The sequence below is a fragment of the Aureispira sp. CCB-E genome, assembly GCF_031326345.1.
Lineage (GTDB): Bacteria > Bacteroidota > Bacteroidia > Chitinophagales > Saprospiraceae > Aureispira.
The window spans coordinates 5179265-5194158 of record NZ_CP133671.1 but is presented as its reverse complement, the minus strand read 5'-3'; the positions used below and the strand labels follow the sequence as shown (position 1 = coordinate 5194158).

The 14894-nt window shown below is 31.7% G+C and carries 16 protein-coding genes and 1 pseudogene; 16 read left to right on the top strand and 1 reads right to left on the bottom strand.

Annotated features, from left to right (window positions below; translation table 11 throughout):
• Window positions 1-187 precede the first annotated feature (187 nt).
• Window positions 188-1174 (bottom strand): T9SS type A sorting domain-containing protein, encoded by a 987-nt coding sequence (locus QP953_RS20090; RefSeq protein ID WP_309552638.1) that lies wholly within the window; start codon window positions 1172-1174, stop codon window positions 188-190.
• A gap of 450 nt (window positions 1175-1624) precedes the next feature.
• Here QP953_RS20090 and QP953_RS20085 point away from each other — a divergent pair, with 450 nt between their 5' ends.
• The 16 genes and pseudogenes from QP953_RS20085 to QP953_RS20010 all read left to right on the top strand — a co-directional run bounded on the left by QP953_RS20085 (window position 1625) and on the right by QP953_RS20010 (window position 14860).
• A complete protein-coding gene (locus QP953_RS20085; RefSeq protein ID WP_309552636.1) occupies window positions 1625-2125 on the top strand; it encodes a transposase in 501 nt (166 codons plus the stop codon).
• A 28-nt stretch (window positions 2126-2153) separates the two neighbouring features.
• Window positions 2154-2630 carry an IS110 family transposase gene (locus tag QP953_RS20080; protein WP_309552634.1) on the top strand — a complete coding sequence of 159 codons (477 nt, stop codon included), beginning with the start codon at window positions 2154-2156 and terminating at the stop codon, window positions 2628-2630.
• 128 nt (window positions 2631-2758) lie between these two features.
• A complete protein-coding gene (locus QP953_RS20075; RefSeq protein WP_309552632.1) occupies window positions 2759-3223 on the top strand; it encodes a hypothetical protein in 465 nt (154 codons plus the stop codon).
• 90 nt (window positions 3224-3313) lie between these two features.
• The gene (locus QP953_RS20070; RefSeq protein ID WP_309552630.1) at window positions 3314-4147 is read left to right on the top strand and encodes a hypothetical protein; all 834 of its coding nucleotides are present in this window, start codon (window positions 3314-3316) and stop codon (window positions 4145-4147) included.
• 925 nt (window positions 4148-5072) lie between these two features.
• On the top strand, window positions 5073-5504 hold the full coding sequence (locus QP953_RS20065) for a hypothetical protein (RefSeq protein ID WP_309552628.1): 432 nt from the start codon (window positions 5073-5075) through the stop codon (window positions 5502-5504).
• 393 nt (window positions 5505-5897) lie between these two features.
• Window positions 5898-6353 carry a hypothetical protein gene (locus QP953_RS20060; protein ID WP_309552626.1) on the top strand — a complete coding sequence of 152 codons (456 nt, stop codon included), beginning with the start codon at window positions 5898-5900 and terminating at the stop codon, window positions 6351-6353.
• Window positions 6340-6648, top strand: coding sequence for a hypothetical protein (locus tag QP953_RS20055; protein ID WP_309552624.1), 309 nt, complete (start codon window positions 6340-6342; stop codon window positions 6646-6648). The genes QP953_RS20060 and QP953_RS20055 overlap by 14 nt, the downstream gene beginning before the upstream one ends.
• Before the next feature lie 255 nt (window positions 6649-6903).
• Complete coding sequence (locus QP953_RS20050; RefSeq protein WP_309552622.1) at window positions 6904-7539, top strand: hypothetical protein; 636 nt, start codon at window positions 6904-6906, stop codon at window positions 7537-7539.
• 179 nt (window positions 7540-7718) lie between these two features.
• Window positions 7719-7904, top strand: a complete 186-nt coding sequence (locus tag QP953_RS20045) for a hypothetical protein (protein ID WP_309552620.1) — start codon at window positions 7719-7721, stop codon at window positions 7902-7904.
• A gap of 21 nt (window positions 7905-7925) precedes the next feature.
• Window positions 7926-9718: pseudogene (locus QP953_RS20040) on the top strand (DUF2075 domain-containing protein).
• A 244-nt stretch (window positions 9719-9962) separates the two neighbouring features.
• Window positions 9963-10835, top strand: coding sequence for a WGR domain-containing protein (locus QP953_RS20035; RefSeq protein ID WP_309552616.1), 873 nt, complete (start codon window positions 9963-9965; stop codon window positions 10833-10835).
• 192 nt (window positions 10836-11027) lie between these two features.
• Window positions 11028-11411: a DUF6678 family protein gene (locus QP953_RS20030; RefSeq protein ID WP_309552614.1), complete on the top strand. Its 384-nt coding sequence runs from the start codon at window positions 11028-11030 to the stop codon at window positions 11409-11411.
• Complete coding sequence (locus tag QP953_RS20025; RefSeq protein WP_309552612.1) at window positions 11412-11825, top strand: hypothetical protein; 414 nt, start codon at window positions 11412-11414, stop codon at window positions 11823-11825.
• Between the two features lie 231 nt (window positions 11826-12056).
• Window positions 12057-12929 (top strand): hypothetical protein, encoded by an 873-nt coding sequence (locus QP953_RS20020; protein ID WP_309552610.1) that lies wholly within the window; start codon window positions 12057-12059, stop codon window positions 12927-12929.
• Window positions 12930-13141: 212 nt separating this feature from the next.
• Window positions 13142-13831 (top strand): hypothetical protein, encoded by a 690-nt coding sequence (locus tag QP953_RS20015; protein WP_309552608.1) that lies wholly within the window; start codon window positions 13142-13144, stop codon window positions 13829-13831.
• Between the two features lie 207 nt (window positions 13832-14038).
• Window positions 14039-14860, top strand: coding sequence for a hypothetical protein (locus QP953_RS20010; protein ID WP_309552606.1), 822 nt, complete (start codon window positions 14039-14041; stop codon window positions 14858-14860).
• Window positions 14861-14894 lie beyond the last annotated feature (34 nt).

Here is a 14894-nt window from a genome sequence, read left to right as displayed (position 1 = left end):
TCATATGTCCATCCAGACCACTATGAGACGCTAAAGATTGGGTTCTTGTCCAAGCCGCAAAATCACAGATTTTGCTCTCCTGGAACGCCTATTTTTCGTGTTTTGCTCTTCTGCACGGGCATATGCAGTAAGGTTGTATTCAACCAATTTTCGACGTTTTTGGGCTTCCAACTAATCGACAAAAGAACTAATTACCTTCTTTTATTATTTTCTTACTGATAATAGTTCCTTCTTTGCCTATTAACTTCAAAAAATAAATCCCATCCAACAAATCATTTAGTGAAACAGAAATTAGCTCAAAATTCTGTTCAAAATTATCATTCATCAATAAAATTCGACCAGTAATATCGCAGACTTCAAGATGTTTAAGCTCAAACGATTCAGAGAGATCCTCAATTAAAATCTCACTAGAAGTAGGATTAGGATAAACCTTAATTTCTTTTTCAATTACCTTGGTAACAGCTGTTCCTACACTTGGATTAAAAACATATGTAATCCCTGCATTGGGCGAGCCATCTATAAAAGTATAATTGGGGACGCACGAATTATAAAACGAATACGATGGTAAATTCGCGGATCCTTGAAGACCAAGCATATCATTACAAGTATCATATAAAAACTTAACACTCAAAGTTTGAGTTCCTGGCGATTGACCAAAGGACTCTCTGTTGAATTGATTTGGACCAAAGCGAATTTCGATATGATTGTCGCTTTCAAATAGCCAAATTTGATAGTCTATGAAGTCAGCTGGATTGGGATTGGGAACAGTTTGAGGAAATCCTGCATTTTTCCATTCAATTTTTAAAATTTGATTTCCTGCTGTCCCAGAAATCTCATACCCAATTGGAGACTGTGAAGAGGATGTCCCCTTATCTGTAAGAAAATAGCCTCCAAAAGGAGAATGAACAACAAATAACTGCTTATTTCCTAAACCTGGAAAATGCAGACCACCTCCAGCGTAGACATTAAGAGCTGTAAAGTTCTGCCCATAAATATCAAAATCAAAGTTGAAAAAAATTTGATATGTTGTTGCATCTGTCCACATTGCTCCCTGATTTAGAGAAATAGGATTACTTAAATCCTGATAAGTATTCATTGTTGTTGTTACTGTGTATTGTGCTATAGTAGTGTAGCTAATTAAAAGGCATAATAATGCCAAGATGTGAGTTTTCATCGTTTTGAAGAATTTAGTAAATTACAACTCGTGGGGAACAAGTTAGTCTTATACAATAATAGTTCATATTTAGTGCATTAGCAAGTCCAACAGAATAAAAATAAAAAAGGCAGAAATACAACAATGCGTATATCGCTATCCCGCCGTTTGGGCTAAAGCTAAAGTCCATCCTTTTGTGAGGCTCCGCAAAATCGTAGATTTTGCTAGTACCACGAAGAAAAAATTACTAGCCTTTACTTTGTATCAGGTAATTCTATGAACTAAATAAAGTCGTATAATTAGAAAAAAGAGAAGTAGAGGTGAACTATCTTATTAGCAAAGCTAATAGGCTTATATTTTGCATTAGTCCTCTAGATTCTCCCTTCGTTGAATAGCTTCAAATAGAATAATAGATTAGCAGATCTACTAAAGGCGTGAAAGAAATTCAACATCAAATTAATGATCTAAATTATGAAAAAGTATTCCCATTACATTGGTGTAGATGTATCTAAATTAAGCTTAGACTTATTAGCACTTAATTCATCCAATGAAATTGTTATATCAGCTTGTACAATAGCTAACAAAACAAGAGAAACTAAGACTTTCTTTTTAAACATTGTTAAACAATTAGGAGATAAAGATTTTGTAGTAGCTTTTGAGAATACAGGAGTCTATAGCTCTTTACTTGCATGTACATTGGAAGAACTAGATATTGATTACTGTCAATTATCTCCTTTAGATTTGTTCTTGAGTAAAGGACTCAGTAGAGGAAAGTCAGATAAAATAGATGCTTATAGAATTGCCCAATATACCTTATTTAATCGAATGAAGTTAAGTTTGAGTCAAAACAACCTGGCTTCAATAGAAAAACTAAAAGTCCTTCATTATCAAAGAGAAAGGATTGTTAAGTCTATAAAAAAATATAAGAGCAATAAAGAATTAGAGGCTTTTTTTGCCAAAGGAAATGCTTAAAGAATTGACAAAATCAAGCAAGAGTATCTTGAATAATTTAGAGAAGAACTTGAAGTTAATCAAACAAGCAATCTTAGCCACTATAAAATCTGAACGTCAACTTAAGATAGATTATGAGTTGGTCCAAAGTATTCCTGGTATTGGTCCTCAGATTGCTACTTATTTGATCATAGTAACTCGTGGTTTTTCAAAGTTCAAAAGCGCAAAAAAGTTAGCTTGTTATGCGGGAGTTGCGCCATTCCCATTTCAATCTGGAACAAGTATAAAAGGCAGGACAAAAGTAAGTCCCTTTGCTGATAAAAAATTAAAAAGTCTATTAATAATAGGTGCTCTCAATGCTAAAAGAGCGGATAGAGAATTAAATAACTACTACCTAAAAAAAGAAAGTGAAGGAAAGAATCCCATGCTTATTTTGAATAATATCGCAAACAAAATTTTGGGTAGAGTTTATGCGGTTATTAATAGGCAGCAGCCTTATATCAATACTCAAAAATTTGCTGCTTAAATATTGCTTCTTTTATTTGGTTTTATAGATAGAATGCAAAATCTGCGATTTTGCTCTAGGGATTGCTTAACTTCACAGCGCATATCCTTCGCACAGGCATATGCGCTACCATTATATTCAATTAATAAATGACCGAAAGCAATAAAATAGAAGTTGAATTTGGAATTCCAGAGCATGGATGGTTATTGACCAATTTAGTTCACAAAGAATTCTATTTAGAACTGGATATTTCAGATGTTCCTCTCGATCCTATGGTTCAACTTTGTGATGCTTTAATTGAGATTAGTAAAGGAATAAAGGAGCCGACCAGAGTTATTTGGCATCTCGAGCCATATTGCTATTATCTTCAATTGGAAAAACTTGAGGCTGGATATAAGGCTATAATTTTAGAATCAGATGAATTTGCCAGTTCTGCAAGGGTCACCAAAGAGATTTCAGGGACTTTTGAAGAAATTATTCTTCCTTTCTACAGAGGAATAAAGAAATTTTGGTCTAAATCCTTTAAGCCACCACATTGGGGCCAACTCGATTCAAAACGCATTGAACAACTAACAGAATTAATTAAGAAGAATAAAGAATATAACAAGGTGTAAAAAATGCATTAAAACGCATTTTACACTAAACGTTAGACAACATTAAGAAATTAGAACCGTAAAAATTCAAGAAAAATCATTCCCTGAGAGATGGATAAACTTGCAATAAACTCAAGAAACAATATTTTTTACTTACTTGAAACGCTTTCTTCCAAACAGGATCAAATAAATTTCAAAAATAATACGCCCTTTGTTCATGTTCCTCAAGAACTTCTTCAAGATTGGTTAGGTAGATTCAAAATCGATCAAATTTGGTTTAAAAACAGTTGGTCAAAAAATCAACTTAATCTACTTAAAACTTATAATACAGAAATATCAAAATTTATTAATGCGCATTTCGAAACTTTAAATGATATTCCAACTATCCTAAAAAATGAAATTTGGATAAAGTTAATGACTGAGTCATCCTTAGTTTTAGAAAAACTATATAAAACAATATTGCTCGATATAAAACATAAGTACGATGCTCTATTTCATTACAAAAAAGTAGTTGAATTACTAAATCGAATCCCAGAACAAGAAGAAACGCAGACATGTCTAAAAGTTCTCTCAAAAAGAAATATTATTTACCTAAATTCCATCACCTATAATTTTCAAGGATTCAATGAAAACTACAATCCTTTAAAAGATAGAGGCAAAATGAATTTAAAAATGGAGGCTGAAGGCAAAAAACCTCTAGTCAAAGGATTTAAAGTCCTCTACCCAAATTTAGAAAACCTAATAGATGAAAATCATAGAGAAACTTGTATCTATACTAACGATGGGTTATTTATGGTTCATTCAAATTTTAACTACACAGAACTGCAAGGTGTCCTTCATTCACCAAGAACAATAAAAAGCTTACAAGAAAAAGGGTTCATTGATAAAGAACTCAATATGGAAAAAACAAAAATTGGCTGGCAAGTAAAAATAAACGTTGTCTAACAATGTGTCAATTCCGTAAAGTTAAGGACAAAAGCTGGTCTATAATTTGTTAAAAACCTATTTTTAAGGCTGTCACATTTAAGGTAATAACAATTTTGGAAAAAGCGTACTAATTATGTTATTTATGAGGATAAGGAATTCCCTAGCTCTAAAATTATAGTTCTATTTTAGAGTTTTATTATTAATTGTATACCAGTGTTTTATAAAGCCTATGTATTAAAAGGCTGGTTTGTGATTTTTTCTGTCATATACCGTTCATTCAATCTCATTTGCTTCTTACGCTTTCTGTTGGTGGTCGTGCCGAACCTTTTCATGGTAACGTTTTATTAGGTTAACTGCAGCTTGAACGCTCTGAAAACAACAAATTAAACTAGTCTTTCTTTACTATACTGATCGCTATATTTCTGTTAATCTGATGATTATTCTTTTTTGCATTTAACTCTTTCTCGACTACATGAAGAAACATCGAGCGTATATTATAAAAGACCAATACCAACCATAGATCTTGTAATACGTATTGTGCCCTATATCCTGAGAACACGCCTAACTTTAGTTGGTTTTTAACTCATCGAATGCCGTTTCTATTCCCCATCTTTTTGCATATAAATCCTTAAAGCCGCTCTTTAGAAACTCATCTACTACTTTTATCCCTTTAATCTTCATTCTTATTAAACAGGGCTTTTTTGACTTTATATGGCGGTCTAGTAGCAAACTATCACAATAATGACGGTCATGAATCATGATCGAATGGCAATGAACAATGTATATATATACTACCATACGTAGTTTAGGGCTAAAGCTGAAGTCTTGTTGCATGTGAGACGACGCAAAATCGCAGATTTTGCTAGAGCCTGAAGAAAAAATTCTAGCATGAATTTTGATATAGAATATTTTAATTAAGAACATGTCTTAAATTTACTATCTCATGAAACAATTATACTTCACCCTTTTTCTTATTTTTTTATTTTCCTTTCAATCTTTTTCGCAATCTAATTGTCACAGAAATCAATGTAACTGGGAATACATCAGTACTACAGAAAAAATAAAAGGTATTGTTTTAAGTAATGAAATTTCAGTAGGAAATTGTGGTGGGCGAGCATATGCTTCTATAACAATTATAAAGACCCATAACGATACTCTAAGAATTTTAGAATTATGTAATTTAGAAGATTACTCTTTAGGAGAAGAAATATTTATCACTCCAATAAAAAAACCAACATTTTCTGTCTCAATAGGCTCTAACTATATTTTACCAAAAATAAAGAATAAGCAAGTATCTAAGGAAGAAAAACTCCCTACTCGATTTGATAAAACTGTGTTAAAAAGTATTTGGGGTGAAATAAGTAAAATTAATTAATACACTTTTAATATTCCTAGCCAACTCTTCACCAATACTCTTATCATCTTTAAAGCTCAGATCGCCTTGTTAGAAAAGAAAATTAAAGATTCAATTGTATTTGAAATAATATTGTAACAACTTTCAAATGCAAAAAGTTAGGGTCTGAAATTGCTTCCTAAATCTAAAAGAAAAAAGGCAGCATCTAACAATCTGCATATAGCCATCCAAGGCACTCTGTAACGCCTAATTCACGACTTTTGTCTAAGCGCAAAATCGTAGATCTTGCCAGTACACTAAACGAAATTTACTGCCAAAATCTACAATTTTGCTTAGCTGTAACACTCACTTTTCGTATTTTGCTCTCTCTGCACGTTATATGCAGTAACGTTGTGTGCCATAAAAAACATACCTATGGAAAAATCAAGAGATTATATTATTGAAAGTCTTGCTGGATATGGTAATTTAGAAGAACTTAAAGCTATTTTTGAGAAAAGTTATACTCAACTTGAAATTGATGTAGCCTTAGAAAATGCCGTTGCCTATTCTCAAATGAAAGTCATTGATTATTTGCTAACGTTAGGTGCTAATTTTTCAAATTACGATTTTCAAGGTGTTTACTATGCTGTACATAATGATGAAATTGAAGGTTTGAAATATTCAATCCTAAAAGGAGTTGATATAAATGTAAACCAAGGAATGATTATTAACACAAGTATTTTCACCGCAATAAATACCAAAAAAGAAGAAATGGTAAAATGGATTTTAGAAAATGGTGGAAACCCTAAATTTCTAACTAAAGACTCTTTGGAATTAGTTAGAAAATATGGCTCAAGTGAATTAAAGAAAATTATCAATGAAAAAATTTAATTTTTATAGTCTTGAAAATGAGTTTAATCAAAAGAATGAAGAAGAAAAAGTCTTTGAAGTTAAAAGAGATGCATACCAACTACTCATCAAGTATGCTAGTCTAAAAATCGACTTCAATGAACTACTTGAAGGCATAAAAATATTAAGTACTTTAGATATTTGCACGGAAAAAGAATTAAGAAAATTCATTAAAGACAGAGTTGGCTATGAAACTTTAGAGTATAGTCATGGAAAAAGTAACGAAACTAGAGACTTGCTAAGAGAAAGAGTATTTTTTGCTCAAAAAAAATTATAAAAAAAACGTCACACAACAATCTATATATTTTCATGGGGGGTATAAGAACCGCCTAAAGCCTCGTTTCTACTCCTAAGTCGCAAAACCTGTGATTTTGCAGGTTGCGCCTGAAAAATTATCCGCAAAATCACAGATTTTGCTTATCTTGGGGCTTGGGTGTACGGTTTCGCTTGCCCCCAAGCAAAATACAGTAACGTTGTACAGAATTTTGCGTAACCTAAACCAAAAATCATTGTTATTCCCTAAAACTAAAACATGAAATTTCTATTCTTACTCTTTATCCAAATCACCTTGGTTGGTAGCCTAAAAGCAGATTACTCTCGACTCCTTTTGCATGAAGTTGTAGACTTATCTGAAATAATAATTGAAGGAAAAATTACATCTGTTGATGAGCTCGACTTTCAAGTAAACATCAATGAAGTTCTAAAAGGTGAAATCAATAGCAATTCCATAAAAATTAAAAAGTTTAAAAATTGGACTTGTACATCTCGATGGGGAAAATACGAAGTGAATCATCGCGGGATTTTTGCGTTACAAAAGAAGAACGACGAATGGCAAATTATAGGAGCTGGAAACGAAGGAGAAATGCCAATTGAAAATGAAAGCTTGTTCTTTATTACCATATTCGGATTAAAAGGAGGTGATACCTACAAAAGATACTCTTCACTAAAATTCAATCTAAATGAAGCGAAAGATGGAATAAAAGAATATTTAAAAGTAAAAGAGGAATTACAAAAAATGATTGAAAACAAAACTATCCTAAAGTATAATCCAGAAAACGAGTTCCTAAAAAAGATAAAAATTGAACTTATCCTAAGGACCTTTTACTTGTTAAATCTGTCAGACAAGGAAAGAGAGGAATGGTTAAAACTGTATTCTGAAAAAAAATAACTCTGTACAACAATGTATATACTACCATACGCAGTTTAGGGCTAAAGCTAAAGTTCATCTGCATGTGAAACGACGCAAAATCGCAGATTTTGCTTTAGGGATTAGCTACATTTATTGAGGCATGACTTTGCGTACAGAGTATATACTGTTGTTACCGGTAATAAAAAACAAAACTTAAAATGAAGAGAAGTTATTATTCTAATTCTATTTCAAAATTCATCCAAGAATCAGAGCCCTCTATTCTTGGCAAACTAAACTCTCATTATAAGTTGCAAAATCTGATTTTAGCTCAAACAAATGCTTGGAAGGAGCAAATTAAAATCCTAAAAAACTTATTAACTGAATATAAAACAGGACAATTATAGTTTGAGTTTTCAATACCGAGAATGGGTAAACGAGTTGATAATATTCTAATTATTGAGGATATCATATTTGTTATTGAGTTTAAAGTTGGACAAAACTCATATGATACAACTTCTATCAATCAATTAATTGACTATGTTCTTGATTTAAAAAATTTTCATGAAGGAAGTCATAACAAAAAACTAGTTCCAATTCTAGTTGCTACAGATGCACCTCTATTCGAAAATCAGTTCAATGTAAAGAATAATGTATACTTACCTTTCAAAGTAAATCAATTTAACTTTAATAAAGTAATAAATCAGATTTTAGAAATCATGCCTACTAAGAACAATCTCGACGTAGACACTTGGGAGAGTTCAAAGTATAAACCAACTCCAACTATTGTTGAAGCAGCTCAAGCCTTATATCGAGGTCATAATGTTGAGGAAATATCTCGACATGGTGCAGATAAAATAAATTTATCATTAACTTCAAGTTGCTTAAATGAAATTATAGACTTCTCTAAATCAAACAATAAAAAATCTATTTGCTTTGTAACAGGAGTACCTGGTGCAGGTAAAACCCTTGCAGGTCTCAATGTTGCAAATGGAAGGATGAATACAGATAAAGAAGAACAAGCTGTATTTTTATCTGGCAATGGTCCATTGGTTCAAGTTTTAAGGGAAGCTTTAGCACAAGATAAATATAAACATTTGATTGAGATAGGACAAAAAATAAAGATTGATGATGCTAGGCGCGATGCTAACTCTTTTATTCAAAATATTCACCACTTTAGAGACGAATATCTTAAAGATAGTTCCGCTCCTATAGAAAAAGTTGTAGTATTTGATGAAGCCCAAAGAGCTTGGAATACGAAAGAAACAAGTAGATTTATTAAAGGAAGGGGAGGAGATCCTAATTTCAATATGTCAGAACCTCAATTTTTAATAAGTGTAATGGATAGACACCAAGATTGGTGTTGTATTGTTTGTCTCATTGGTGGAGGTCAGGAAATTAATAAAGGTGAAGCTGGCATTCAAGAATGGCTTATTGCCTTAAAAAAATTCTTCTCTGATTGGGATATATATTATTCTAATGCCATTTGCTCAAATCCTAATTATCTTCCAAATGTAGAGCTAAATTCTTGGTTACTAAAAAACGGTACTAAAAAGGAAAATCTACACCTTTCTACATGTATTAGAAGTTTTAGAGCTATGCAGTTATCTGAATTTGTAGAAAAACTCCTTAACCTGAATAAGCTAGAAGCACAAAGAGTGTTCGAAAAATTAAATAATAAGTATCCTATTGTAATTTCTAGAGACCTAAAAAAATGCAAACAGTGGCTTAAGGAAAAAGCAATGGGAAATGAAAGAACAGGTATATTGATATCCTCAAGTGCAAGAAGAATGAGATCTTTAGGACTTGATGCTGAGAATGGAATTAGATCAAATTCAGGAAAGGACAAAATAGCCCAATGGTTTTTAAATTCTAAAGATGATATCCGTTCTTCTTCTTTTCTTGAGCTTCCTGCAACACAATTTGCTGTTCAAGGTCTTGAGCTTGATGGGGTTTGTTTAGCTTGGGGTGGTGATCTTAGTTTTCAGGACAATAATTGGGTCCACAAATACTTTACTGGAAACAGTTGGAAATATCATAATACAGAAGAAAAGAAAAGAAAAGATATTTGATAAATACATATAGAGTTCTTATGACTCGTTCTCGACAAGGTTTAATAATATTTGTTCCTTTGGGTTCGAAAGAAGATAAAACTAGGAAAAAGGAGTTTTATGATGGGACATATGAATACCTAAAATCAATAGGAATAAAAGAAGTTTAAACTACCGCTAACAATCTATATATGGCAATGGCGAGTATATGAACAGCCTAAAATTTCGTTCTTATTCTTAGGTCGCAAAATCTGTGATTTTGCGGATAGAGCTTGAAAGAAGATATCCACAAAATCACAGATTTTGCTATATTCCAGGAGCTAGGCTAAACGGCTTCGCCCTTTCGCCACTTCATATATAGTAACGTTGGCAATAATTGGAGAAATCGAGAACCCAAAAATGGAAATTAAGCTTATGAGAAGAAAACTAATCAATCAAACTGGGACATCAAATAAATTCTGGAACATTAAAGTTGAGGAAGAAACCCAAATCATTAATTGGGGAAAGATTGGTACAAAAGGTAGAGAAAGTGTAAAACGCTTTCTTTCCTCTGAGGAGTGTCTAAAAGAAAGCAAAAAACTTATTACTCAAAAGTTTAAAAAAGGCTATTCAGAAATACTATTAAAAGAATCTATCCTTAAAGAAAATGAGATTTGGAATGAAGAGAATGCAGAACATTTCTTTTGGGAAATTATAGAAAAATCTAATAGATCTATAAGCTCACATTGGAGTGATTATCATGTTGATGATCACTTAGAAAATTTGACCATTTTACTTTCTAAATTTGAAAAAAAACATATCGTCTTATTTCAAAAATGCATTCGTGAGAAATTAAATGAACTTTATATCGGAAATACTGCTGAGTTATATATCATCCTTAACTGTTCTTACAAAAAAGTAAATGGTGAAATAACTTTTGATGATTACATCTCAACTGATGGATATATTTATTTCAGGTGCTGGCTTCTATTAAAAGGAAAAGCATTTTTTGATGATATAAAGAAAGACATAAACTCATTCATAAATGGAAAATACAGTTTCAATATTGGAAATTGCTGGGCTGAAGGACTATTGTATGTTTGTGACTATGCCTATGCCTACTCCTTCTACCATGAAAATCTCAACAATTTTGAAATTTCAACAGAAACTAGTAAAAATTATCCAGAAGCCATTCACTATGATGACAATGGAAGAAATAAAATGGATAGAGAATTTTATGGAGGAAGGGATCTTCAAGAATTGTATCCTCATCTGGTGAAAAGTATGTGTGAATTACGAAATGAATAAAAACTATTGCCAACAAGAGATATACGGCAATACCACATTTCAGGGTCAAAGCTAAATCCTCGTCGCATGTGATACTACGCAAAATTGCAGATTTTGCTTTGGTATTAGCTATATTCCTATTCGCATAACCTGTGGTACTTCGCATATCAAGACGTCGTGCGTCATTCAGGGAGATCCTGCAAAATTTGATAAATGGATATAGATAGAATAATACAAGAGAAATTTACATCGTCATTTATGAATGATTCAAAATGGGACAAATTGATTGAGACCTTGACTGATAAACTCGATGAGATATTTGTTAACTACAAATTGATTCATGATGATAAAATACATTTCACTTCATTTGAAACTCCTGATTTCAAACTGTTTTTTATCGAGCCGACTTTCTACAAAGAAGTAGAATGGATTGAATTTCCAAAGACTTTTAATATTGAGCAAAACAAAAGGACAACGAGAAAATATATTAAAGAACAAAAGCAAGATATCGACTCAATTGAGAAAATAATCAATCAAATTGGAAAATTCATGATTGAGAAAGAAGATAATAGTATCAAACTTTATGCTTACCGATAAATGAAAACAAACTTTACAATCGAGGATAATTATGCAGTAATTAAGGATGGAATACAAATTGATTTACATAACAATTTTGATTATAAAGGATTCGTAGATAATGTGAGCGATTTTAAGATTGAGTTTGTAAAAATGAACGGTAATTGGATTAAAGAAAATGAATTTAGCCGATTGATATTCAATTTTAAAGATGTTTCGTATAGATTTTTGGGGGATGGAGATTCAGAGGCTAATCAGGAAGATAAAGTAACACTTGGAGAAATTTCATTTTTTCCTCAAGATTTGAGAGATGTAAATGATTCAATAATACCTCAAGCTGAGCCAAAGGAAAATGACGATTTGATTTTTATATTCGAAGACGGAAAAGTAATTAGACTATCTTGTGATTTTGTAGAATTGATTACAATAGAATAAATTAAAATGAGCGAACGCACAACAATGAGTATAGTTAATAAGGGGTTCAGAGGTTTTCAAACATCATCACCCGCATCAACTTTGGGTGGTAACTTGATAGGTTTGAAGCCCGCAATCCCTTACTAACCATACACTAAACGTTGTGTACAATTCGACAAGCCCCAACAGTTTACACTTTTGACTAAAAATAATTCTCGTATATTGTGGCATTTATCTAACTAAACTCTTAACATGAGCCAAAAATCACTATTCTACGAAGAACCTAAATCAATAAATCCTCAAGGTTTAATAATTGCAAGTCTTATTGGTGTAGCTCTTGCCATTTTATTAGCATTTGTCTACATTATACTCCAAGTATCCATTCCTCTTATTTATTTTGCTGTATTAGTTACTTTTGGTACAGGAATTTTATTAAGTTTTTGTACACGTTTTATTGCAAAATTCACACATAATCGAAATAAAAAAAGTCAATTTATCATCGCTTTAATTATAGGTATATTGCTAAATTATTTTCAGTGGGTTGCCTATTTACTTTACGTATCAAAAGGTCAAATTCCTGCCATAGGTGAATACTTACTAAATTGGGGATTAATCTTTTCAGTTAATGACTTTTGGGGTGCTATTATGGAATTAAATAGTATAGGTCTTTGGTCTGTATTTGGTATAGAATTCAAGGGGGGACTTTTATCTATTATTTGGGTTATTGAATTTCTACTTATTCTTTTAGTTCCAATAATCTACATCCGAAAATCTAAAATATTTCCCTACTCTGAAAAATATGGTAAATGGTATCCTAAATTTACTCTCGAGGAAAAATTTAAAATTATCCATGGCGCTCCTAAAATCATAGAAAGCCTAAAACAAGATGTATATAAAACCATCGATGAACTTGGATTAGGAAAAGGAGATAGGTTCACTAAAATCTACCTTTACTATTTAGAAGATGAGCAAAATCAATACATCGACTTTGAAAGAGTAATTATAGATAGAGAAGGAAAAGAGGATAAAGATTTCATCATCGAAAATTTTAGAATTGAGAAAGAAACCGCAAAAAAAATATTACAAACTTTTTCTAATAAAAAGGAACAACTCGAAGTCATTTAAAAACAAAACTGTACACAACAATGCGTTATATGTCCATCACACATTTCAGGGCTAAAGTTCAAGTGTGTGTGATAACGCAAAATCACAGATTTTGCTTACAGATTGCCTATATCCAATACGCACAGCTTGTGGCACAACATATAGCGCGATCGTTGTGTGTAATTGCCAAAGCAAAGGCTTCGTAAAAAAAAAATCTTAAAATATAAGCTAAAATGGGTTGGAAAACATCACTTATTATCATCCAAAACCAAAACAATTTTAAAGATGAAAATGCAATCTTAAAAGCGATAAATAAAGAGGATTATTCTTATGCAAAAGATGTTATTTTTGAAGATTGCATGTATTTTGGGGATAAATCAATAAACATTGGCTATTTCAATGAAAATATTATTATTTGTGATGATTATCAAATCACTTCTAAATCCTTCGATAATGTAGAGGAACTAAATTTAAATCTCATAAGAGAAGAAGAAAATCTATCTAAACTTTTCCCTTCTGCTGAAATAATTTCTATTGCTTGTCACAGTGTTGTAAATTACCATGCATACTCATTGATTCAAAAAGGAAAGAAAGTTAGAGTTAAAGTTATTGCATCCGAAGGAAACTTGATAGAACTTGGTTTAAAGCCTAGAGTAGAATTTGGTTTAAAAACAAAAGAGGAAGAAGATATTTATGCTCGAGGTTTTGAAAAAGATGGCAAGTTCTATTGGAAAGACGAATTTGATCCAGAATATGAATTTACAGAAGACCAGCTTATGGAAGACTTTACTTTTGGTTTTGCAAATAGGCTACTGGGTGTCTACATTGATAGTGATGAAGGTAAAAAACTTATGGAAACTAAATTTAGGAAATATGTTAGACCTGATTTTCTAAATAAAATTTGGAGGAAAATCACAAAATAAAACAAAAAACAGTGCCCAATAATGTGTATAATCCATGCTAGGTTTCTGTCGGGGGGCTAAAACTCATGGCATGCCCAACACCGCAAAATCTGTGATTTTGCTTTGGGGGGAAGTAAATTAGATACGTATCATGGCATTCCGCACAGTTTTATACACTCACGTCATGCACCATCAAATGTCACTTGAAAATAAACGAATCATAAAGTAATGAGGCAAATTGAACTAAACTTCTACCCTTCTTTTCACAATTCATCCACAATAAAACTAAATGACGATGAAATTTCAATCGAAATTCATCCAGATTTTCAATCTTATCAAGGGTTAGATAAAAAAGAAAAGCTAAAAGTTGCTGAGTATAAAAGATTAAAAGAATTAAAGTTGTACAATGAAAATGCACAAAATCAATATTGGCTAGAAAAAGTCTCCATAGATTTAAAAGTAAAATCTGCCTTAGACGATATTTCAGACTTAGCTCAAGACTTATTAGAAAATCCAGAATTAGATGAAAGAATTCTATTGGATGGGATAAATGTTAAGTGCACTCTAAAAAATGGTAATTTTTCTTACAGATCACCTCAAAATCAAAGTAGAACTTTTGAATTAACTAACAAGTCCTTATCACTTCTTTATAGAGTTCTTAAATCTGAACAAAGCATCAATTATCTTGAAAAAATCGAGGGGTATTTTGACATTAGTCTCCCTTGGAAAATATCTTCTAAAAACCCTTTCATTTTTCGAATTTATGGCTCATTAAGTATTAATGAAAAGGAAGCTCTTGAAAAGGAATTTAAATCCTTCCCAAATGAAGCTCTAGTTCTTGATTTTAGAAATTTTGAAAGTATGGGAACTGCGTTATATCAAAGTTTCAAGTTTATTAAAAGCAAAAATATTATCTGGCTTGCAGACATAAATAATGAGTGGACGATGAAACACTTAAATGGAATTGGTGTCGAAAGAAAAAATATTACTGATAAGATTGAGGTTGCTATCAAAAAAGTAAACCAAATTAACAAAAATAACGGTGCATAAGAAGGTGTACGATATGCCCATGCTAGATATAGGG

Bases quoted from the DNA above. Each gene is read 5' to 3' on its own strand.
- QP953_RS20015 (WP_309552608.1), top strand. From the start codon at position 13,142: ATGGGTTGGAAAACATCACTTATTATCATCCAAAACCAAAACAATTTT.
- QP953_RS20070 (WP_309552630.1), top strand. From the start codon at position 3,314: ATGGATAAACTTGCAATAAACTCAAGAAACAATATTTTTTACTTACTT.
- QP953_RS20030 (WP_309552614.1), top strand. From the start codon at position 11,028: ATGGATATAGATAGAATAATACAAGAGAAATTTACATCGTCATTTATG.
- QP953_RS20065 (WP_309552628.1), top strand. From the start codon at position 5,073: ATGAAACAATTATACTTCACCCTTTTTCTTATTTTTTTATTTTCCTTT.
- QP953_RS20010 (WP_309552606.1), top strand. From the start codon at position 14,039: ATGAGGCAAATTGAACTAAACTTCTACCCTTCTTTTCACAATTCATCC.
- QP953_RS20045 (WP_309552620.1), top strand. From the start codon at position 7,719: ATGAAGAGAAGTTATTATTCTAATTCTATTTCAAAATTCATCCAAGAA.
- QP953_RS20085 (WP_309552636.1), top strand. From the start codon at position 1,625: ATGAAAAAGTATTCCCATTACATTGGTGTAGATGTATCTAAATTAAGC.
- QP953_RS20020 (WP_309552610.1), top strand. From the start codon at position 12,057: ATGAGCCAAAAATCACTATTCTACGAAGAACCTAAATCAATAAATCCT.
- QP953_RS20060 (WP_309552626.1), top strand. From the start codon at position 5,898: ATGGAAAAATCAAGAGATTATATTATTGAAAGTCTTGCTGGATATGGT.
- QP953_RS20075 (WP_309552632.1), top strand. From the start codon at position 2,759: ATGACCGAAAGCAATAAAATAGAAGTTGAATTTGGAATTCCAGAGCAT.
- QP953_RS20035 (WP_309552616.1), top strand. From the start codon at position 9,963: ATGAGAAGAAAACTAATCAATCAAACTGGGACATCAAATAAATTCTGG.
- QP953_RS20055 (WP_309552624.1), top strand. From the start codon at position 6,340: ATGAAAAAATTTAATTTTTATAGTCTTGAAAATGAGTTTAATCAAAAG.
- QP953_RS20050 (WP_309552622.1), top strand. From the start codon at position 6,904: ATGAAATTTCTATTCTTACTCTTTATCCAAATCACCTTGGTTGGTAGC.
- QP953_RS20090 (WP_309552638.1), bottom strand. From the start codon at position 1,174: ATGAAAACTCACATCTTGGCATTATTATGCCTTTTAATTAGCTACACT.
- QP953_RS20025 (WP_309552612.1), top strand. From the start codon at position 11,412: ATGAAAACAAACTTTACAATCGAGGATAATTATGCAGTAATTAAGGAT.